Origin of the sequence: Marivirga lumbricoides (assembly GCF_014636295.1) — a bacterium.
Lineage (GTDB): Bacteria > Bacteroidota > Bacteroidia > Cytophagales > Cyclobacteriaceae > Marivirga > Marivirga lumbricoides.
In genome coordinates this window covers 36,998-59,088 of sequence record NZ_BMEC01000003.1, presented here as the reverse complement: position 1 = coordinate 59,088, position 22,091 = coordinate 36,998, and the positions used below count along the sequence as shown (strand labels likewise).

Annotated in this window: 20 protein-coding genes; 4 read left to right on the top strand and 16 right to left on the bottom strand. The window is 36.2% G+C overall.

What is annotated here, in order from left to right; all coding sequences use genetic code 11:
• Positions 1–9: 9 nt before the first annotated feature.
• From IEV85_RS05030 to IEV85_RS05000, 7 genes are all read right to left on the bottom strand, one after another.
• A complete protein-coding gene (locus tag IEV85_RS05030) occupies positions 10–1,380 on the bottom strand; it encodes a TolC family protein (protein ID WP_188460827.1) in 1,371 nt (456 codons plus the stop codon).
• 227 nt (positions 1,381–1,607) lie between these two features.
• Entirely contained in the window at positions 1,608–2,087 is a 480-nt protein-coding gene (locus IEV85_RS05025) for a GbsR/MarR family transcriptional regulator (RefSeq protein ID WP_188460825.1), read from the bottom strand.
• A gap of 244 nt (positions 2,088–2,331) precedes the next feature.
• Complete coding sequence (locus IEV85_RS05020; RefSeq protein WP_188460823.1) at positions 2,332–2,565, bottom strand: acyl carrier protein; 234 nt, start codon at positions 2,563–2,565, stop codon at positions 2,332–2,334.
• Between the two features lie 425 nt (positions 2,566–2,990).
• Positions 2,991–3,392 carry a DUF1801 domain-containing protein gene (locus IEV85_RS05015; protein WP_188460821.1) on the bottom strand — a complete coding sequence of 134 codons (402 nt, stop codon included), beginning with the start codon at positions 3,390–3,392 and terminating at the stop codon, positions 2,991–2,993.
• Between the two features lie 216 nt (positions 3,393–3,608).
• A complete protein-coding gene (locus IEV85_RS05010; protein WP_188460819.1) occupies positions 3,609–4,931 on the bottom strand; it encodes an HTTM domain-containing protein in 1,323 nt (440 codons plus the stop codon).
• A 381-nt stretch (positions 4,932–5,312) separates the two neighbouring features.
• Positions 5,313–5,840 (bottom strand): lipocalin family protein, encoded by a 528-nt coding sequence (locus IEV85_RS05005; protein WP_188460817.1) that lies wholly within the window; start codon positions 5,838–5,840, stop codon positions 5,313–5,315.
• A 441-nt stretch (positions 5,841–6,281) separates the two neighbouring features.
• The gene (locus IEV85_RS05000; protein ID WP_188460815.1) at positions 6,282–7,802 is read right to left on the bottom strand and encodes a polyamine aminopropyltransferase; all 1,521 of its coding nucleotides are present in this window, start codon (positions 7,800–7,802) and stop codon (positions 6,282–6,284) included.
• Between the two features lie 39 nt (positions 7,803–7,841).
• Between IEV85_RS05000 and IEV85_RS04995 the strand changes: the two genes are divergently transcribed.
• From IEV85_RS04995 to speD, 4 genes are read left to right on the top strand one after another with little or no spacing between them, the layout of a single operon-like run.
• Positions 7,842–8,411: a Cj0371 family chemotaxis-regulating polar lipoprotein gene (locus IEV85_RS04995; RefSeq protein ID WP_188460813.1), complete on the top strand. Its 570-nt coding sequence runs from the start codon at positions 7,842–7,844 to the stop codon at positions 8,409–8,411.
• Positions 8,401–9,558 carry a glutathionylspermidine synthase family protein gene (locus IEV85_RS04990; protein WP_188460810.1) on the top strand — a complete coding sequence of 386 codons (1,158 nt, stop codon included), beginning with the start codon at positions 8,401–8,403 and terminating at the stop codon, positions 9,556–9,558. Before IEV85_RS04995 ends, IEV85_RS04990 begins: the two co-directional genes overlap by 11 nt.
• 30 nt (positions 9,559–9,588) lie before the next feature.
• On the top strand, positions 9,589–10,134 hold the full coding sequence (locus IEV85_RS04985) for a hypothetical protein (RefSeq protein WP_188460809.1): 546 nt from the start codon (positions 9,589–9,591) through the stop codon (positions 10,132–10,134).
• 41 nt (positions 10,135–10,175) lie between these two features.
• Positions 10,176–10,535, top strand: coding sequence for an adenosylmethionine decarboxylase (speD, locus tag IEV85_RS04980; RefSeq protein ID WP_188460807.1), 360 nt, complete (start codon positions 10,176–10,178; stop codon positions 10,533–10,535).
• A gap of 133 nt (positions 10,536–10,668) precedes the next feature.
• Here the strand turns inward: speD and IEV85_RS04975 are convergent, their stop codons facing one another.
• The 9 genes from IEV85_RS04975 to IEV85_RS04935 all read right to left on the bottom strand — a co-directional run bounded on the left by IEV85_RS04975 (position 10,669) and on the right by IEV85_RS04935 (position 22,081).
• Positions 10,669–11,277 (bottom strand): MCP four helix bundle domain-containing protein, encoded by a 609-nt coding sequence (locus IEV85_RS04975; RefSeq protein ID WP_188460805.1) that lies wholly within the window; start codon positions 11,275–11,277, stop codon positions 10,669–10,671.
• 252 nt (positions 11,278–11,529) lie between these two features.
• On the bottom strand, positions 11,530–13,188 hold the full coding sequence (locus IEV85_RS04970; RefSeq protein WP_188460803.1) for an NAD(P)/FAD-dependent oxidoreductase: 1,659 nt from the start codon (positions 13,186–13,188) through the stop codon (positions 11,530–11,532).
• Between the two features lie 4 nt (positions 13,189–13,192).
• Entirely contained in the window at positions 13,193–14,608 is a 1,416-nt protein-coding gene (locus tag IEV85_RS04965; RefSeq protein ID WP_188460801.1) for an ATP-binding protein, read from the bottom strand.
• A 3-nt stretch (positions 14,609–14,611) separates the two neighbouring features.
• Positions 14,612–16,468, bottom strand: a complete 1,857-nt coding sequence (locus tag IEV85_RS04960) for a monovalent cation:proton antiporter-2 (CPA2) family protein (protein WP_188460799.1) — start codon at positions 16,466–16,468, stop codon at positions 14,612–14,614.
• A complete protein-coding gene (locus IEV85_RS04955; protein ID WP_188460797.1) occupies positions 16,438–17,061 on the bottom strand; it encodes an NAD(P)H-dependent oxidoreductase in 624 nt (207 codons plus the stop codon). The genes IEV85_RS04960 and IEV85_RS04955 overlap by 31 nt, the downstream gene beginning before the upstream one ends.
• A gap of 7 nt (positions 17,062–17,068) precedes the next feature.
• Positions 17,069–17,284: a (4Fe-4S)-binding protein gene (locus tag IEV85_RS04950; protein ID WP_188460795.1), complete on the bottom strand. Its 216-nt coding sequence runs from the start codon at positions 17,282–17,284 to the stop codon at positions 17,069–17,071.
• 28 nt (positions 17,285–17,312) lie between these two features.
• Positions 17,313–17,558, bottom strand: a complete 246-nt coding sequence (locus IEV85_RS04945; protein WP_345259416.1) for a GNAT family N-acetyltransferase — start codon at positions 17,556–17,558, stop codon at positions 17,313–17,315.
• Positions 17,559–17,616: 58 nt separating this feature from the next.
• Complete coding sequence (locus tag IEV85_RS04940; RefSeq protein WP_188460792.1) at positions 17,617–18,057, bottom strand: winged helix-turn-helix transcriptional regulator; 441 nt, start codon at positions 18,055–18,057, stop codon at positions 17,617–17,619.
• Positions 18,058–18,499: 442 nt separating this feature from the next.
• On the bottom strand, positions 18,500–22,081 hold the full coding sequence (locus IEV85_RS04935; RefSeq protein ID WP_188460790.1) for a M1 family aminopeptidase: 3,582 nt from the start codon (positions 22,079–22,081) through the stop codon (positions 18,500–18,502).
• Positions 22,082–22,091: the final 10 nt, after the last annotated feature.

The window sequence follows — 22,091 nt, the reverse complement described above, 5'->3', positions numbered from 1 at the left end:
CTTTATGATTTATAAAATGATCTCTTTGATTTTACCTGTAGATTTTAAAATTTCAATTTGTGCGATTTTCACCTGAACTATCTGATTGTTGTAATTAGTCCGTGCCTGGCGCTGTGCAGATTCTGCATCTAACACTTCTGTTAGCGGGCTCAGACTTTCTTTATAGAGCAATTGAGTTTCATCAAGCACTTCATTAGCAAGGCTTAAATTTTCCTCTAAAGATTTAAGAGTACGGATCGAGTTATAATACTTCTTATTAGCATTATCATACTCCATTCGGGCAGCATCTTTTGCAAGGGAGTAGTCCTGTTGAAGCTGCAGCTTTTTAACTTTTACCTGCTGAGCTTTTGATCTGGTAACAAAGCCATCAAACAAAGGAACCTGTAATTTCAAGCCTATCAAAAAACCCTGGTACCAGTTTTTACTTTCCGATAAATAATCAAACTCAGTAGCAAAACTATTGGTATTATAATCTGCAAAAGCCACAAGGTTAGGGTGCAGGTTGGCTTTGGTATTTTTATATTCAAAATCCAATAATGTACTTTGCATTTCCAATACCTGAAGGTCTTTCCTTTCCGTAAGATCCAGCCTATCCACAGAGTAAGTGAGGGGAAGCATTTCAGAAATTATTTCAGATTTTTTTAACTCGAAATCAGTTTCCTGCGGAACCCCCATTAACAGTTTCAGATAGCTCTTATTCTGAAAAATACTAACATCAAGGTTTTCAAGCTCACTATTTAAGCTGGATAAACTCACTTTTATCCTTTTCAGGTCTACACTACGGGCAAGGTCATTCTCCACCTGTGCAGTCACAATCTTCTCTAAGCCTGTTAATTGATCTATATTGGCCAGCAGGTTCTCACGATGAAGTGAAAGCTGTACGGTACCCAAAAAAGCCATGGAAATATCATAAATTACTTCCTCCTCACTCTGAGAGCTAAGTAACCTATAGAACTCTTCAGAAGTTTTAGCAGCTTTTAAACCAATAAAAAAGGAGCTACTGTACAGTAACTGATTAGCCTGAATGCCAGCTTGCAAGGACTGTGGCACACCTAATGCGATTACATCCACCTCTCCGGGAGTGCCTGGACCAAATAACCCACTTGGTACAGCTTGTGGATATACCTCTATAAAATTATTATAATTACCATATGCATTTAACTGAGGCAAACCTGATCCTCTTACTTCTTTTTTGAGCAATTCAGCAGATTCCTCATCAAGAACTGCTTTTTTGAGTTCCCTGCTATTTTCCAAGCCAAGCTCAATAGCATCCTTTAAATTAAGCGAGTCAGATTGTATAATCTGAGACTTTGCAGGAAAGTACATAAATGACTCTACACTCCAGATAAATAAAACAATAAGTAATTGATTCTTTGTCATAGTTAATTCTTTTAGTTCTTTAATAGAAGAACTAAAAAGATAAAATTTTTTATCTCTTTAGGATTCTTAGCTTGAATGTTTTGAAATTATTTTTCACTTTAATTATTCTGAATGAGTTCATAATACGCCACAAATATATAAAGGTTTTTTTAGTTCACAAATAAAAGAACTAACTAAATAAAAAGTTTCATTAGAATTTTACAAAACTGCTAATTCTAAGAAAAAACTCAACCTTGAGGTTTATTGAGCATCTTCTTAAAATTCTCAAATAAAACAGGGATCCTGGTATTAAGGTATTCAAGAAAGAGACATAGCTCATGAATGCTTTGGTTAACTTCAGGCTTTTTGTCACCCCGGACAGCAATCACGTCCTTAAAAAGATTTTTTATTTCAACTATATGAAGAAGCTCCTTTTCCACATCTCTTTCCCAGTGTTTTATAGTGAGATAGAAATATCTTTTTCTTTCGCCTGGCTTGGTTCTGTAAGCCACTTGCTTTTTTATTTGCATAAAATTAAGCGCAGTACTCACTGCACTTTTACTTACTTTGAGATAGTCAATTATCTCATCAAACGTAGCTTCCGCATCGTCCAGGACTAATAGTAACCCTAAAATCCGGCCCATTAAAGGTTGCATCCCATTCTGCTCATGAAATACACCTATTTTCTCAATCAATTCTTTCTGCTGTTCGGTTAGCTGCTGTGTCATTACCAGATATATTTAAATACAAATTTAATAAGTTTTTTTAGTTCACCAAAAAGTGAACTGGCTTTTAGAGCCAATAATATACCTAACTAGCTGCGTTATCTATATCTAAAAATTTAACGAATATATCTCTCTAAATCTAACAAGTTGAATTTGCATAAATGCGAATTCAGGAAGGAATAATTAACAAAAGGCAATTAGATAAATCATTGCCTTTTGTTAATTATTTGAAAGCGTGCTGAAATAATCAGCTATTAATTAAATAGTTGATCAGTTGTTGAGGGGTTTCTACAGTATTGGCTTTATCATCTGCCAATTCTCTTTTTAATTCGTATTCCAACTCGAATACCAGCCCTTGTACAAAGCTTCTCTCCATGTGAAGACCGCTGTAAAAATTGGCAGATTTTCTTTTGCCTGTCAGTGCAATGCCGTATAACTGAAAAACATTGATAATCTTCTTTAAAGATGTAATCTTACTCATGGTTTTATTCTATAATTTTTCTTTTCCTTAATTGAGTCGGCAGTAGCTATTCCTTGAGTATTGTAGCAAGTTAATTTTCAACTGGTATTCAAGCCTCAGCTGTAGATATGAAAATGCTATTGTAGAATTAGTTTAAACCGAATTTCCCCTGCTACACGTAATGAGACATCTAAAGGTTTTTGCCTTCCTTTAGATCTAGCTGGTAAAATTCAATAAAAGAATAGGTTTTCTTACATTCTAAAACCTAAGAAAGAAGGATTAATTGAAAAATCATCTTTGAATAATATTCTCTAAAGATTACTTAAAGAGTAATTCCTGACTATAGCAAGCTTTTTTAGTATAAAGTCATTCCACTAAATAACATCTTTATGTATTACATAAGATCTATTTACTCATACTAACAAAAAGAGTGCAAAATAATATAATTACTTAGCCCTTTTACGTGTATAAATCTCTTCATCCAGAAGCATTGCTTCATTTAAAAGTCGTATTACTTCTTGTTTATCAACTTCCTCAATTGAATAATATATTTTCCTTCCCACTTCCTGCTTAGGTATTACTTCCAATCCTGAAATGTGGGCTCCGTAGCTAAAACCTAGCGCTACTCCCTCATTCACAGAACCCCATGGAATGGAGGCTGGCCAAATAAAACACATTCGGTAGCGCCTGTAATAGAATGGAACATTGTAAGCGAGTTTCTCTACACATTCCGGAGCATTTTCCAGAATTATTTCCCTTAAATAATTAACGATATTCAACTCTGATTCTGGTAGATCTTCTAAAAAGTCTCCGATATTCCTGTACTTAACTTGTTGTGGATTTCCCAAAGCCCTATAATTTTAATGCGACAAAATATCATCTTACAGGTTTTGGTTGAATGAATACTTAAATTACTGCAAATAACCAGCAGATCAAACTTTGTTCATTTATATTTCGATCAGCTAGTGATTTAACTCTTTGAATTACTGATAATAGCAGGTCTTTAGACACTGTAACAGTTAAAATCAAAATTAGCAGATAATGTTTTGGATTTTTATTATTTACTATAAATCACTCTCTAAATGTAATAGCCATTCAGCACTTTTAAAGGGCTGCCACTCTACTGCTGCCAGATTCACATTAGGGTTATATAAGGCGGTTCGTTTTTTTCCATTCAAACCCACCTTTCCTTCAGCATAAATCTCTACTTCAGTTAAACCTTCTTTAGCATACTCTTCTTTTAAATACTGAACATACTGCCAGCAGATATCTGGTTTTGTAGCCACATTACGTTGCTGATCACGAGTTAAATGGAGCGATTGATCTACTATAAAAGTACTGTCATTAACAGGATTCACTACTTTGAAATTGACGTATCCACTTTTACTTCTTAGCATCATCCTCCACGATAAACGATGTCCTTCTTCCGTCCAATTTACGTCTCCCGGGAAAATCCAGTGGCGAAGGGGCAAACTAACTTGCAGAAGCACCCATAATGAAAGCAATGCTATTAATTTTTTGTTAACAAGGTAGAAAGAAGCATCTGCTACCGGCAATCTGTTTTTAAAAAACAACCTCCTAATTGTATCAGGTGGAAAAAAGAAGATGCACATGCCTATGCCCATGAAAGGAAAAATACCAACCTGAAAAACAGCAGAATTAAATAAATGAAAAAATACCGATAGGCCAAAGGCAAATTTACGGGTTCTTTTCCAAAGCAATAAAGGCGTAATAAACAGATCAAAAAAGGCACCCCCTATAGCGATAATCCAATGCGCCCAATTTTCCTGCAAGAATGAACCTACCATCCATAGATCTGCCTTGCTTCTTAAAATAATGGCTACGGATTCAGTGCTTAACCAATCAGGGTTTAATTTAGCAATGCCTCCATAGGTATAAACAATTCCTATCTGCACAATGAAAATAAGCCTGCACCAATTGGGGCAGGTAAAAGACCTGAATTCAGGACTATGTTTAGCATCCAAAGAATAGGATCTGTTGGCCGGCACCAGGCACATAATGAGGCATAATAACACCAAAAGGTAATAGTGATTATTATAATTAGACTTTTGCATGAAGTACACTGCAGCCCACATTAAGCTATATGCGCTAATAGCTAAACGATATTTAAAACCCAACATCACCATAACGCCAAAGCAACCCATTATAAAAAAATAGAAGTACATCCCATTGCCGGGCAGGGGTTGCAACCAAGGAAAATCGATAAACGAAAAAGTAAATGAAGGCGTAATAAAAGTTCTTTCAACCCAACCTGTAAGAATGGCTCCCCAGGCTTCAGCAGTGATTAAAAAACCAAAGATTACTCTAAAAACTACCAAAAAACTATTGTCGACTGGTTTGAATAAAGAGTATTCGAGTTTTTTCATCTGGAGTGTTCTTCAATTAAAAATTATGTATTTACCCCAAAAGTATTAAAAGTTTTAATTTCTTTTTTTTTACAAAGAAGAATATTGAACTCTAAATTTAAGCCTCGATATTAAATAATTATATCATTAGAAAGTCCATTGCTTGATATAGCCGGATTGTTAGGTTGGATATAAGCCTGAATAAAACTATCTCAAAAGGAACTAATTGTATTTTTCCCTTTTGAGATAATATGGCTTACAATATTAATGCCGTAGCCTGAACTGCAACTAAAGCAAATATTAGTTGAAATGAATGAGCAATTTGATACAAACTTAAAGACCCCAATATTGATTGACGAACAAAGCAGAATCAACAATCTCAATCATATATTTTTGTTGTATCTATCTGCTAGCTTCAAAAACCGCATCAATATTATAGGTTACGGTTGCACCATTTGCATTCATAGTTTGGGTAAGACCTGTTGTCAAACGGAAGCTATTAGCTGTTAATTCGCTAAAGACACCTTCACTAGCTTGCCCATCAACTGTTGTAAGTATTTTGTCTCCGTTTAGCTCCCAGGTTCCGCTGCCTATGACCTGCTCTCCGGAAATGGTAGTAGGCTGAGTAATTGTTTGACCACCAAAAGTATAAGTCAAATTTATGGTATAAGACCCTCCGCTTGTGAAAGTGTTGTCGGAATTAAACGTAACCTGAAAGTCACTTTCAGTGCTCTCCCCTGTGAAAGGACTAGTCACAGCAGGTATGCCAGGATAAGTCGTTGTAGCTGTCCCTCCATAGGTGATATTATTCACATTCCAGGTACCCACAAGAGGATCATCTATACTTGGGCCGTCATCGTCAGTTCCGCAAGCATTTAAAATAATAAAAGTAAAAAGTGCTAAAACAATAGTTGAAATATTCTTCATCATGATAAGTTTAAGTAGAATCCTTTCCTACAGCTATAAGCCAATGTATAAATTGACCCTGTAACGGATTGTTTGTTAAATTATGTTTATATGTTACAATAAATAAAATCCAAGTATAGCTATTAAAAATCAATAAACCAATGAATCATTATAGTTGAAGCTCCTTTATGATTCTTATTGATAAAAATGGTAAAGCACGAAAAACTATCTTTTTTTTGTCTGAAAGTTGAAGAGAATAATCTATTCAAAAATTCTTTTCTCTTAACCTGAGTTCGATTTTAGATTTGCTTTTAAAGGCACATTAGAACATTTTCACCTCGATGGGAACGTCATTTTGATAAGTCGAACTCAGATTTTAAATAGCTTTCGCTATAATAAAGAAAACCAAAAACAGGTTCTCTAATAGGTTATTATTCAACAGCTGAACCCCTTAACGTGACATCTTTAATTCATTCCTAAATCAACTCTCCATTTTTCCCATTCATCCAAGAAATAGCTTAAAATTACCGGATTATCAATAGTGTTAATCTTAGTTTCTTGCAGAGCAATATCTTTAGGAAAAATAAAAGAATTGTGAAATACTGTATCAGTTAAAAATTTTAGCTGATCAGGCAATTCTTTATGATTACGAACATCAATTTCTTCACCTGATGCTATCGTAAAGCCCCAATTACCAAAAGAAGGAATATGAGTTTGATATACTTCAACATGATTAAAAACCTGATCGACAGTATTTTTGATACAACTAAATGTATTGTTTGAATAATAAATTTCTCCAGATTGAGTAACAAACAGCCCGTTTTTGCTCAGACTCTTTTTTATCAACATGAAAAACTGTTTGCTATATAAACGAGCCAGTCCATCATTAGAAGGATCAGGCAGATCTGAAATGATGACATCATATAATTTCAAATTATTGTGCAGGTATGAAAAAGCATCATCTACTATCAAATTTACTTTCGAATTATTGGCAGCTCCCTGGTTAATTTTTAGCAGTGTTTCATCGTTTTGGGCCAGATGAAAGATTTCTTCGTCAATATCTACAACATCAATATAATTTACTGTAGAATGTTTTAACACCTCTCTACTTGCCAAGTTTTCTCCCCCACCTAATATTAATATGTTCTTCGGATTTGAATGTATAGAAAGAGGAACGTGCACCAGAAGTTCGTGATAACGGTACTCATCTAAGGAACTAAACTGCAAAGCCCTGTTTAAGAATAACCTTATATCTTCTTGTCTTTTGGTGATCACAATTTTCTGATGAGGCGTTTGTATATTAGTCACTACAGGACTTTTATAAATTTTCTCATCCCATATTTTCAGTAGATAACCTGTAGAAGCCACAAAGCTTAACAATACTATAAGCGACATTAATCCGAAATAAAAGGTTTTATTCCTTTTTCTGATCAACACCAAATTTAACCACAATCCCAGGCAAATATTTATAATACCGAATAATAAGGAGGAATAAAACAAACCTACAAAAGGCAATAATATAAATGGGAAAATTAACGTAGCTATTAACCCACCCAAATAATCAAGCGAAAGCACGTTTGACAGATTGTCTTTATAATCATCATCCGTATTAATAAAAGTAAGGAGTGGTACTTCCATACCTGTAAGTAAACCTATAACAAACATAATAGCTAAGCATATGATTTGTAATACCATAGGGCTTACATATATGAACATAAAATAAAGTAAAGGCACTGACATGCCTCCGATTAAGCCGATTAAAAACTCTATACTAATAAAAAAAGCCAGAGGCATTTGCTTAAAGAATTTTGAGCAATAGGCACCTATTCCCATCGAAAACAAGTAAATTCCAATGAGTATTGAAAACTGCCTAACCCCATCGCCCAAGAAGTAAGAAGCGGTGGCACTAATTAATAATTCATATATTATAGAGCATAAACCTGCAACAAATACCGAAAATGAAAGGATTTTTATTTTGAAATTCAAGATTCTAAGATTACTTTAGTTTTTTATTTAAAACCAAATATGAAAAAAAATACAATCAATATTTCAACTTGGCTGAAAAAAATAGGAGTAATAAGCTTTTCGGGGGTGTTTCTTGCCGTGCAAAGCTGTGGTGGAAATGGAAGTCCAAGGCTAAAAGAAGGCGGTGAAACCAAGACCGTACTTGAGGCCACTAAAGGTACAGCAACTGAATTAGAGGAAATTGAACCTGGCGATGATTATAAAATTATTGACGAGCGCCTTATCGATGAAAGAGAAAATTCTATCGCGATTGTACACAACTTAGATGGCACTACGGACACATTAAGTTTAATGAAGATTAAAGCAGAAAACACTTCTGGTACCGGAAGCCCAAGATATAGAGGTTTAAGTAGCATTTTGATGTTTGGGCTAGCGTCCTCTTTTTTCAGAGGTAATCTTTCGCAAACTACACCTAACCCTGGTGCATATAAAAATCAAAACGCCTATAATAAATCAGTTGCCTTAAACAATGATCTAAAAAATTCAGCTACATCAAGAAGAGTTACCTCTCCTGGTAAAGCTTCAAGAGGTTATGGTGCCGGCAAATCTTTCAGATCGCATGGAGGATAATCGTTTTAAAGCTGCTTCTGAGGTTAAAAACAAGAATTTACCTCATCATCTGAAACAATTAAATGATGATGAGTATTTCTCTGAGGAGTTACTTGGCTTGCACCCCAGTGAATCCCAACATTTTGCCGGGATAGCACAGGAAACTTTTCGACTATTTGAACAAGCCACTGACAAAATCATTAGCGAAAAGGGTTTGTCTTATTTAAACATTCCTCCGTTTTTTCATTCGGTTATTGAAAAAACCTGGAAAAACCGAGAAGAAAACCCCTTTTTGTATGGTCGTTTTGACATTAATGGAGGTTTAGATGGAAAAGAAGCAAAGACAATTGAATTTAATGCCGATACCTGTACTTCCTTGCCGGAAACGATCCATTGGCAAGATATACAATTAAAAGAATTGGGAGGGAATTCAACTCAATTCAATAGCTTATTTGATGACCTCAAGACCTGTTTAACAAAAATAAAGTCACGGTTCTCTTTCGATGATCCATTTATTGTTGCATCATCATTTGGTCATAAAGAAGATATTATTAATTGTAATATTGTATTAGATGCGGGCCGTGATGCAGGCTTTAATTGTTACTACTGCGATTTAGAACAGCTCACTTTCTCTGAAGATGGCATTTTTTATGACGTAGGGGGAGAGTACCAGCCAGTAGATGTATGGTTTAAATTAATTCCATGGGATTGGATTTTTAATGAAGAACCTAACTTAGCAAAGGAATTGATACATATTATTGAGAAAAAACAATGTGTGATATTGAACCCTCCTTACACGGCAATTTGGCAAAATAAAAAGTTTTTAGCATACATTACGCAGCATTTTCCTAATAGAGTAATAGCCGAAACATATACTGATAAATCTTACTTGAGAGGTGAATATGTGCAGAAACCAATTTATGGGAGAATGGGGGAAAATATACGTGTAGTATCAAACATGGAAAATGAAACTTCAGGTGGTGATTACGAAACTCAAGAAAAAGTATATCAAGCGTATTATCCATTACTAAAGGATGGGGAAAATTATTATTACCAATTAGGTTTTTTTTATACAACACAACCAAGTGCTATAAATTTTAGAGCACAGCCTTCGAAGATTATAACTGACGATTGCGAATTTATGTCGCATTACATCATAACCTATTGAATAGAACATTAAACAATTGAAACCAATTATATGAAAAAGATACTTTTAATAGCTGCCTTCTCAATAGCCTTGCTTTCTTGCTCAAGTCAGGTAGATTTAGCAATTGATAACCCTACAATGAATCCTGTAATTGTAAAAATTGACACTTTAGCAGTAGAAATACCAGCTCGTGAAGTTGTATGGGTAGAAATGGGCAAAGGCAAGCACACTGTTACTACAGAAGATAATAACACTGTGGAATATGATTTCCAGAAATCATTGTACATGATTAACCCAACATTATCACAATATTTGGAATATCAGGAAATTTATGGAAGGCCAAGTCCGTTCGATCAACAGATTAATAGCAATAGTGAACAAACTGTTAATTTCTTAGGAATGGAAATGACAGGTAACTATAAAGTATATGACAAATTAATTACCCCAGTAACATGGGATTGTGGCCCAAGAGAAGCATTACCTGAAACCATCGAGATAGAGGAAGGTGAAAGTTCTGTTGTACTTACAAAACTACTTGACCCAATTGAATTTATTGAGTTAGTGCAAGCTGCTGATAGCGAATCTAATGCTGAGTAAATCATTTCATTCTTAATGATCGAAACTTTTAAACATTTTAAATGATTGGATACCACACCATATGGGATATATTTGAATGTAACCCAAATAGTATTTCTTTTACCAATTCGGTAAAAGAATTACTGAATGATATTGTAGCTGAGTTGAATCTATCAAAAGTATCAGAATCTTATAAACAATTTGAACCAGTAGGTGCTACTGGTTTTATTTTGCTAGAAGAAAGCCATATCAGTATTCATACATGGCCAGAGCATGGTTTTGCTGCGATTGATGTGTTTTCTTGTAAATCTTTCAATACAGAAAAAATCAATGATATTATTCATGCTGCTTTGGGAACAAAAAACATCTCAGTTAAAACAATTGAAAGAGGGGTATCTTTTGAACACAAGGTTCTTAAGTGATAAAATTTAGTTAATAATGAAGGGCCTTGAGTGGCCCTCCTTTTGACTCATCACCTCTGACATCCTCTCTTTCTAAATTTCTAAAAGAGTGCCGGATTAAGTTGAATTAAAAACTCCTGAAATTCAACCTGTCTTATTCTTCCCTTTTCTTCTGTTTAGGATTATAAAAAATGATGATTTGAATTAAAATAGCCATCACTATCATTACTATAATCTCAATTTGGGTGAAGAGGTCAATGGTGCTCATGGCCTTATTGCTAATAAACATCTGCCTTCTCCCCTCTTTCAGCTGCACTTTCGATAAATCGTATAAATTATGCGCTATTTCGTCAATACTTTTAAACAATGCTATTCTGTTAGAATAGTTTGAATTGATATGTTTCTCTTCGAGGACGAGTAAATGATCAATTTCCTCCTTCATCTCTTTTAATATCTCTTGCTCCTCACGGGTTAGTTTAGTTTGTTCGTAGCTTTCAATCAAAGCCTGAATATCATCATTGACCTTTTTATTACTCCCCTCAAAAAATGAGGAGTCCGATATAGCCAATGCCACTTCTTTTTCCTGAATAAGAATTTGTAATTCAAATAGTAAATCGCTGGCCACTACTCTATCCTCGTAAATGGTAGTTACTGAATACCTGAGTTTATTAAAATTATCCTTATCTACCAGGTTTGTAATCAGAACAATAAAAAAAACCAGTAAGATACTTGCAACCCATCTAATCTTAGAATATATAGACATGTGTTATTTTTTAAATCTATTTATAATTTAACGTTACCGTACATCAATATACGCTAACTTTTCTGTTTGTAAAATTCAAATACTTAAAATAGGAAGTAAAAAGCATTCCACCAATATTTAAGTCAGTTTTAAAACTATATTTTCAGCTTCACTTCATTTTTGATGCGTAACAATGTACTATCAATGCGCAACAAAGAAGATACTAAGGGCTTTCTTAGCATTTATGAAAGTGAAAGAAAAATAAACACCTCCTCAAATCTCTGCTAAATATTTATGCACCATGCTAATCGTCATGGCACCTTCACCCACAGCGGAAGCTACCCTGTTCATAGCACCTGAGCGTACATCTCCCCCTGAAAAAACTCCGGGAATGCTGGTCTCTAACAAATAAGGATCTCTTGGAAGCTTCCATATCTTCTTAAACTGAGGGTAATGCTTTAAATCAACTCCGGTAATTACATAATTTCGTTTATCCTTCACTACTGACTCAGGCAACCATTCAGTAACTGCCTTTGCCCCTATAAAAATGAACAAAGCTGCTGCCTCTACTTCCCGGCTTTCTCCGTTTTTAAATACTACCGAAATTTTCTCAAGCTTCTCCTCCCCAATTACTTCTTTGACCTCTCCTTCTGTCCAGAGTTTAATGTTTGGTGTATTGTTGATCTGCTCAATCAGGTAAGAAGACATGCTCTCTTCCAACCCCTTTTTCCGGATCAAAATCACTACTTCACTTGCATACTGACTTAAATACATGGCAGCCTGACCTGCAGAATTTCCTCCACCAACTATCATCACAGATTTATCAGTACAAAATGAAGCTTCTGTATTAGCTGCTCCATAGTAAATTCCCGCACCTAATAATTTTTCTATCCCCGGAGCCTCCAGTTGCCGATAGTTCACTCCTGTGGTAACGACTATACTTTTTGCGTTAATCTGTTCACCTGTAGTAAGAATAATAGTTTTATAGGGATCATTAAATTCTACTGCAGAAACTTCCTTCGGAGATAAAAACTCAGTACCAAAGCGAGTGGCTTGTGTAATTGCTCTCCTGGCAAGTTCTGCGCCACTAAGACCATTGGGAAAACCCAGATAGTTTTCAATGCGAGAACTGGTACCTGCCTGGCCTCCCGGTGCTCGTTTATCGATCAACAAGGTTTTAAGCCCCTCTGAAGCTGCATAAACCGCAGCTGCTAATCCTGATGGGCCTGCTCCAATAATTACTGTATCGTATAAGTCGGATGAAGCCTGGGTATTAAGCCCTAATGCCGCACCTAGTTTTTCAGCGCTTGGCTGCAAAAGAAACTCCCCATCTTCAAGAAAAACGGCAGGTAATTGTGAATTTTCTATATTATTTAAGCTCAGCAGAGATTGTGCCTCTTCATTAGTTTGTATATCCATCCATTTGAAGGGAAAAAGATTACCGGATAAGAAATCCTTAAGCTGGTGAGATTTTGGCGAAAATTGATACCCTATTACCTTTAAACCCTTGTAGTCTGGCACATAAATTTGCTCCCATTCTTCCAGCAAGTCATCTATTACGGGGTAAAGTTTTTCAGTGGGTGGGTCCCATGGTTTAAGCAGGTAGTAATCTAACTGCACTTCATTTATAGCCTTAATAGCAGCCTCAGTATCAGAATAGGCAGTAAGTAATACTCTTTTGGCTAGTGGAAAAATGCCCCGCGCCTTTTCCAAAAAATCCACTCCCATCATTTCCGGCATTCTATTGTCAGATAAGAAAAGAGCCACCGTTTCTCCCTGATTCTTCAATTCCAGTAAACTATCCAGTGCTTCCCTGGCAGAAGTTGTGCTCAAAACCCGGTATTCTGAGCGATATTTACTTTTCAAGTCCCGAGTAATAGCCCTCAGCACCTGAGGGTCATCATCAATAGAAAATATAATAGCTAATGACATATTTTTAAGAAATTGGGAGGCATAATTCAAAGGTAGTGCTTCCCGGTTGAGATTTTAACTTAATAGTTCCATGGTGTTTTTCTACAATATCTTTTACAAGCTCCAGCCCCAATCCTGTACCCTTTCCCATCTCTTTGGTAGTGAAAAAGGGCTCCCAAATTCTGGCCGCAATTTCATCCGGTACTCCTTTACCATTATCAATTATACAGACTTGCACATCTTTACCTTTCTGGCGCGTCCGCAGAATTATGCCGGGGTCATCGGATCCTGCCACAGCATCAATGGCATTATCCAGCAGATTGGTCCATACCTGGTTAATTTCGCTAACGAACAGACAAACTGCAGGTATTTCTTCATCAAAATCAAGCTTAATTTTAGTGCCGGAGCTTTTAATTTTGTGGTTAAGAATATTCAGTGTATTGCGGATGCCTTCATGCAAATCTACTTCAGACTTCTCCTGTCCCTGATCCATGTGAGTATATACTTTTACCGAGTTAACCAGGGTAGAGATCCTTTCAGATGATTCCTGGATATCACCCACCATTTTCTCTATGGCGAGGTTATCACTCATCCAATGTAATATGGCCCCTATATCTTCCGGTTTTACCTGCTCAGCTAAAGATTGAATATCTTTTTCCTCAAAACCATAATCAGCTAGGTTTTCAGCAAGTTCCATGGCATCATCCACCTGTAAATCTTCCAAAAGAAAACTTAAATCATCTTCCAGATCCTTTCTTTTCATTAAAGATTTAGGTGCTGAAGGGCTTTGGATTTTATCAAAGAGTAAGTCAGTAATACGATCTGTGAGCTCTTCAGTAAGCTTAATTTTAATTACCTTCTTAAATTTTTTCGGTTGCAGACTTAAATGTTTTTTCAATTCCCCCGCACTTCTTACTATAGCCGAAGCAGGATTATTAAGCTCGTGAGCAAGCCCTGCAGATAATTTGCCCAAAGCAGCCATTTTTTCAGTTTGCTTTTGAAATCCGGTAAATTCACGGACACGGGAAGTCATTTCATGAACCAACACCTGGCAAAGTTCATAATGATCTCTTAGCATTTCTCTCTCGTAGGAGCGATTAAGTCCAAGAATTATGGTTTTTTCTATCACCCTGCCTACTCCTGAAGCATTTTTAGCCCTGGAAAACGGTAGAAAGCCTGAGACCTCTCCTTTTATTTTTGTAGCTATTTCTCTTTCCTGCTGATTACTAATGGAGAGCAACCGAAAAGCTCCCTCAATAATAATGAGTATTTCATCAATTGCATCTCCGGGTTTAAAAATAGTATCCCCCTCCTCATAAAAATGTAATTCCGAATGCTCTGCAAACCATTCCAGCTGCTCTGAGGGTACACCCTTAAAAAGTTCAAACTCTTGAAGCCGTACAAGTATTTCTTCTTTCTTCATCGTATTACTCTTTTTCATAACTCAGGATCTTCTTTTAGAACTATCCCAGGCGACATCCTCTCTTTGATCTAAAAATTTAGCATCCTCAGCCAGCAAACGCTCCTGTATTTCAATTTCATTACGTACGCTTTCTACATAACCCGTTTTTTCATGACGAAATTTGCCAAGTTTATTTAAGGCCTTTTCATCATAATGTATAAATTCGGCAGCCTTTCTACTTGCTGTATATTTCCTTTGACCTAAAGCATGGAGCACATCTATTCCTAAACTTACCGAAGTATGTAATGATTCCCTGTAAACATCATTAACTCCCAACTCAATTAATTCATACGCGTCCATCCGATTCTTGGCCCTCATAAATAACTGCAAATGAGGGAAATGTTTTTTAACCTCATCTACTAATTGATAATTGCGCTCTGGTGAATCAATAGCTGAAATTAATATTTTAGCTTTAGAAGCTCCTGCTGCTTCCAGTAAGTCTACTCGGGTTGCATCTCCATAAAATACTTTAAAACCCATTTTCCTCAGCAGATCCACTTGCTCACTATCATTATCCAAAATAGTGGCCGACACACCGTTGGCACGTAAAAACCTTCCTATAGTGCTACCAAAATGACCAAAGCCTGCAATTATCACACTTTCATTACCCTCCACATCATCCGCTGGCCTGCTTTCAGCCTGCTTTACCCCTAATTTTGGGTCTATAAACCTTTCATTTATATATAAGAAAAGTGGGGAAAGAATCATGCTGATGGTAGTAGCCGCCATTAAAAAATCAAGTGTTTCCTTATCTATTATCTCTAACTGCCTGGTAGAAGCTAATAAAACAAAAGCAAATTCTCCTACCTGACATAGAAGCAAACTAAATAATAAATTCTGATCAAGCTGAATATTAAATATTTTGCCAATGGTAAATAATACAACTGCCTTTATAAGCATAATCAATAAAACAAATGAGAATACAGCTACAGGATCGGCAAAAATCAAATCAAAATTAATAGTTGAGCCTACTGCTGTGAAAAAAAGGCCAAGCAATACTCCCTTAAACGGCTCAATGTCGCTTTCTAATTCATGTCTGAATTCGCTATTGGCCAACAACACCCCTGCCATAAAAGTCCCTAAAGCTGCACTAATTCCAACTTGCTCCATCAGCCACGCAACTCCAATTACAATAAAGAGGGCCGAGGCAGTAAAAAGCTCTCTCATTCTTACTTTCGCTATATAATGCAGGAATGGATTAATAAGAAAGCGGCCCATTATGTAAATGAAAGCTACTACAGCCAGAATAATTAATGTGGAAAAATGAGGATCTAAATCAGCAATTATGCTATGTTTTGAATCCATAGAAGTGATGGTATTGGTAGCCAGCAAAGGAATAATTGCAAGAATAGGGATTACTGCAATATCCTGAAGAAGCAGTACAGAAAAAGAGGATTTCCCCGCATGGGTATTGGTGAGGCTTTTTTCTTTTAAAGTTTGTAAAACAATGGCAGTTGATGACATGGCAAGTGAAAGTGACACCGCTACTGAAGTATTGAAAGCTTTGCCAAGTATAAAATAGAACAAAGCAAAAATTAGTGCAGAACTCCCTATCAGCTGGCTCAGCCCCATTCCCAGGATAGACTTTCTCATTTTCCAAAATGATTCCGGATTGAGCTCTAGCCCAATCAAAAAGAGCATCATCACTACGCCAAACTCTGCAGCATGCATAATATCCTCTCCTTCATTTCCTATCAAACCTAAAATGAAGGGCCCTATTATAATTCCTCCAAGCAAATAGCCCAAAACACTTCCAATACCAGCTTTTTTAGCAATGGGAACAAAAATGAGGGCTGTTCCTAAAAGGATTACTGCTGTTTGTAAAAAAGAGCTTTCCATTTTTCAGAAGATAAGTCGTTAAAGTAATTGTACTTTAAAAATTCCTGTAAAGGAGTTTCGGTATTTTGTATACCTGCTACCAGCTCAGCATAAAACGCACCATAATTTTGCAGTTCCTGTTTTGAACACCTTAAAGCAGAAGGAACAATAAAAGGAGGCAAATAGTGACCAAGGCAATGGTTTACAGTTTGTTCAAAAGGCTGTAATAGTTCTTTATAAGTAAAGTTATTTCTGCCGCCCTTCCTGTACACATCAAAATTACCACCGGATGTTATCGCACTTAAAAAATATTTACCCTTTAGCTGATCTCCATCTTTTCCATAAGCCCATCCATATTCCAGCACGAGATCAATCCACTGCTTCATTAAAGGAGGACAACTATACCAATAGAAGGGATGTTGCCAGATGATGATATCGTGCTCCTTAAGCAGTTGTTGTTCTAATTTTACATCCACATGAAAATCCGGATAATACTCATACAAGTCTCTAAAGGTGACGTTATCTACATTTTTAATAGCAGAAACTAATTCTTTATTTGCCTGTGAATCTTCAAAGCGTGGATGAAAAAAGAGGATAAGAACCTTCTTGCTCATGTTTAGTTTATCCTATACTTAAAGCTCCGCTAGGACATTTGGCCACTGTATCTTTGATTTCTCCAGAGCTACCTTTATCCATCTGGATCCAGGGCTTCTGCTGTGGGTTGAACACTGGTTTCAAATTTTTTACACAATTGCCGGAGTGTATACACTTTGCTGACTGCCATACAACAATAACTTCTCCATTGGAATAGTGCTTGGTTACATCATTTTTATCCATGACGGTAATCATTTAAAAGGTGATAGTGCTACTTTAGTACGTCTCTGATTGCTTCGGTTTTATCGAATACTGACTTGGCAAAGGGACATAGTGGTAATATCTTAAGATTATTTTCTCTGGCATAATTAACGGCTGCCATAACCATCCGCTTTCCGGCACCCGTGCCCCTGAGCGCTTCCGCTACTTCCGTATGATCAATTATGAACATGTCTTCTCTGGCTTTACTATAAGTCATTTTAGCCAGCTTTTTTTTGTCTTTCTCTATGAAAAACAAGCCTTTAGATTCGAATATCTGATGTTGAACTTCCAATTTCTTTTACTTATCTCCCAATTTAAGCCTTTTTTACAAATTCCTTTCTGCTAGAGACTATTTGTGGCAACTTTGCATTAACCCATTCAGCTAGCTGAAGAGCCTGTTGCATTAAGCCTTCACCTAAATCTGTCAATTGATACTCGACCCTGGGTGGCACTTCAGCATAAATTTTTCTACTCACAAAGCCATCCTCCTCTAAATTTCTGAGTGTAACTGTAAGCATTCTTTGAGACACATCGCCAATTTCTCTCTTAAGCGTATTAAAGCGCAATGTTCCATGAGTTCCTAAAGCCAGAATTGATAACAGACTCCATTTGTCACTAATTCTGTGAATGACATCTCTAACGGGACAAATCTCACTATGGTCTTTTACTTTGTCTAAAATAAATTTCAATTTTTTTTCATCCTTGACCGATTCAGCCTCATTATTAGTCACTTCCGTGTTTTCAGATTTGCTCATTATAACTCATTTCACCCCCTGCTAGTTACCAATTAATTTTCAGTCATTTAAAGTAACTATTAATTTTAAATATTAAAATGGGAATGAGAAAATTTTAATTAGCGGCCCCACAGGAATGAAACATTAAAAATCTCTAAAGATGAGTGGGTTCATCTCGATTTTACGAACAGCTACACTTTGTAAGGAATCCACTGAAAATGTAGACAAGGTTTTCTTATTAAGTTAATACATGCTTTAACTTTTAACCATGATAAAATTCCAAAATATTTGATAGATGTTCTCCTGCTAAGGTATTAGCCGATTGGTTTATCTTTCCACTTATAGCAAAAAATAGAAGAAGAATTATTTAGAAAAAACAGGGAAATAAAAGCCTTATAGAAAGGGATAAGGGAAGTGAAAAAAAAAGCAGCTCCCTACCGGCAGCTGCTTTATCAATTTGGAATTACTCCTCAGTAACTCGTTTCACATTATCTTCAGGGATTCTGTCCACCAAATAGTTGTAAGGATCTATCCCTGCTTCATAAGGCTCTTTGTCCACTACAAAGGTAAAAGTGTTTTCAGCCTGAGTAATTTTCTTTCTTTCATAAACCAATGGTTTTCCAAGATTACTTTCTGATTCAGACTTTTCAAATACCGCCACATCAATATAATCAGCTAATGGCTCGTCTGTTTGTGTCCCTAACGAATCAGCCCTGAATTTTTCAGAAAAAGTGGTTAAAGTCACTTCATACTTATCTCCCTTTTCTACATATCTACTATCAACAACTCTATTGGAAAACAGGGTGATATTCTCAAAAAGATCAGCAATTAAATACTGAAGTGAATCAGGAGTTACTTCCCTGAAAGCACTAACCGCTGAGATAGAAGTTGGAAAAGGGGGCTCCTTGTAAGCATAATCATCTAACAACCTGCTTAAGGCCTTGTTCACACTGTCTTCTCCAATCATTTCTTTCAGATAATACATCACTACTGAGCCCTTTTGATAGTGAATATATCCCTGTTGTTCTGTTTCCATAAGTGGTCGCTCTGCTTCAAATTCACCACTTCTTCCATTGAGGTAGCCATCCATTTCATAGCGCAGAAATTTCTTCATTTTATCCCTTCCATATTCCTCTTCCAGCACCATTAATGCCGAATACTGTGCAAAAGTCTCACTCATCATTTCAGAACCACGCATGGCCGGACCAATTAACTGATGTGCCCAATACTGGTGGCCCATTTCATGTGCCACCACGTAAAACACCAAATCTATATCATCATTGGTTACTTCTCTTAAATCTGCAATAAAGCCAATGCCTTCACTATATGGCATAGTACCCGGAAAGGCCTGTGCAAAAGAAGCGTAGCGTGGAAACTCAATAATCCTACATTGTTTGTGGAAGTAAGGACCGAAATTTTTGGTATAGTAAGCCAAAGACTTCTTCATACTACTAATCATGTTAGGCACATTATACTCATGCCCTTTGATATAGTAAACTTCTAAATCGATATCATTCCACTTCTCTCTGGCTACCTCATAACGTGCGGAAATAAAAGAGTAGAAATTTAAAGATTTCTGGTCCAGCTCATACTCAAAGTACTTTCTATCACCTTCCGTCCACTCATTAATAAGACTACCGGGTGCCACAGCAATTTGGTCAGCTGCTGTGCTAATAACAGTATGTACATTCACCCAATCTGCATCTCCGGATATGTAAGGATTTTTTCTTGCTTCATAATTGGTACTATCCAGCTTCGCCAATCTTAACCGCTTAGGCAGATCTAACTTTGCCCGCTTGTTTTTATCTGAAATCTCATAACCTCGGTTATACCCGAAATTAGGCAGCAAATCACCATTATTAAAGAATGTACCATTTTGCGTAAGCGAAGTAAACGAAACACTGTTTTCAAAACCTTTTGTGATTTTGTTAAAAGCTATTTCTATTTCCATACTGTCGCCAGGCTGCATAGGCTGTTTTAAAGTATAAATCCTGTAATTCAATCTATCATCATCTACCTTTATTTTTGCATTAGGAATATTTATTTCCATTGAATCAGGCATGGTAGGAAGCGTAAAATGAAATTCTGTTATTTCTTCATCTGATTTATTCACTACCATTGCATTAACCTTAGTAGAAAGATCTCTTTGATAGGGGAAAATATCTATTTTATAATTCAGATTCACCCAGTGCGGCTGAATGATTCCCTCATATTTTTTATAGGTCAGCTCATAGTCTTTCTGCCTGTTTTCCTGTTCTTTAGAAGAAACATACGTATTAAGTATTTCCGTATTGTAATACACAAAACCTGCGCAAACAATAAAGGCCACTACCGCCACACTTAATAAAACACCTCTTTTCTTTAGTCGCTGAGCGGCAAATTTGGCTCTTATTTTAAACTGAGTTTCCTTACCCCTTACATAGAACGCGTAAATAGCAAAACATAATATTATGCAAAATAAGGTCCAGTAAACATTGAACCAGATAATACCTGGCACAAAGGGGCCAAATCCATTCATATCTGAGTATCTCCCTGAAGGCACAGCTCCAAAATCAAGCATATTGGAGTCAATTTCCATCACCGACCAGATGAAACTGTTAACTATAATAAAGGCAACAAAGGCAAAATAAGCCAGGTAGCGGTTATTTATCAGGTAATGAAAAAGTAGAGAAACCACCACCAGGAATACAAAGCTAAGCATATCTATTACCAATAAAGATTTGATATAAACATCAAGCTCATAGCGTGAATAGCCATAAAAAGTTTGCGCAATCATTCCTACCAATATTGAGGCTACTAATACAATAAAAATACTAATGAACATGGCAATTAGCTTCGAACTGAAAAGCACTCCAGTTCTTGAAGGTGTAGCATCCTGAATTTCGCTTATCTTAGCATCCCTTTCTTTCCATACCAAAACACCTGAGTAAAAAGTAATAATTCCAATTATAAACAAGTAGAACGCACCACGAATTGTATCAATAACATCATAAGTAACAGGGTAACGGGCTGTTCCATAGTTTCCGGTAAAGCTGGTAAGGCTGGCAATTAAATTGATTAAACCTATCAGCACAATAATGATAAAAGTTTGATTCTTGATGATGGACTTTGTCTCAAATACAATCATATGCCATAAAGCCTTCAAAGAAAACTTCTGGTTAGAGGGTGCTTCAAAAGTTTTTATCTCTGTTACAGGTTCGAAAGTTTCCTTTCCCCCTTCTTTCAATTTTTTCTTACTCACCTTTTCCTTCTTATTACTGAAAGAAAAACGGCTATACATAATAAGTAACAGAACTATACTGATCCCAACCCATACCAACCTGTTTATTAACAACTGCCCGGTTACTGCAGTAGCCGTTAAATTCTTTTCATCAATGGTTTTATATTTAGTAAGTGTGCTGAATGGCTGAAAACCGAAAGGATCCAAAATATTGGCAAGCCATTCTTTTTCAATATCGGCTGTGAATCCCTGACTCACTACGTAAAATACGAGTATTAACATGGCGCCCACAAAGGAAACTATGTTGTTCTTGAAGATAATAGCTAATGAATAAAGAATAACACCAGCTATAATGGTATTAGGCAATGCAAAAGCCAAAATCCCCTGAATATGACCTCCCCAAACCACCGGACCATAGCGTTCAGGCTCAACCCATGGCATTAAAGGACCTAAAAGCGCTCCTAAAGAAACTCCCAAAAGAGGAATGATGGCTATTGGCAACACCCCTAAAAACTTCCCGAAGAAATAATGTCCTTTTTTAATAGGAGACGAAAAGACAAACTGGTGCATTCCGGTGCTAAAATCTCGATTAGCAGTTGCATTCATGAATGCAGTAGTCATTAGCAGGCAAAGGAGCGACATTACTCCATAATAATTCTGAATAACGGAAGGCGCATTTTTATAAACATTGCCTACTCCTCCTCCAATTTGAACCTGATCAAGTGAAACTGCCAGGAATACAAGTAGTGTTATAATGATAAAGAAAATCCAGAGCATTGGAGATGTTAACCAATGCTTCCATTCATATTTTATAAATTTCCACATAATTTCAATT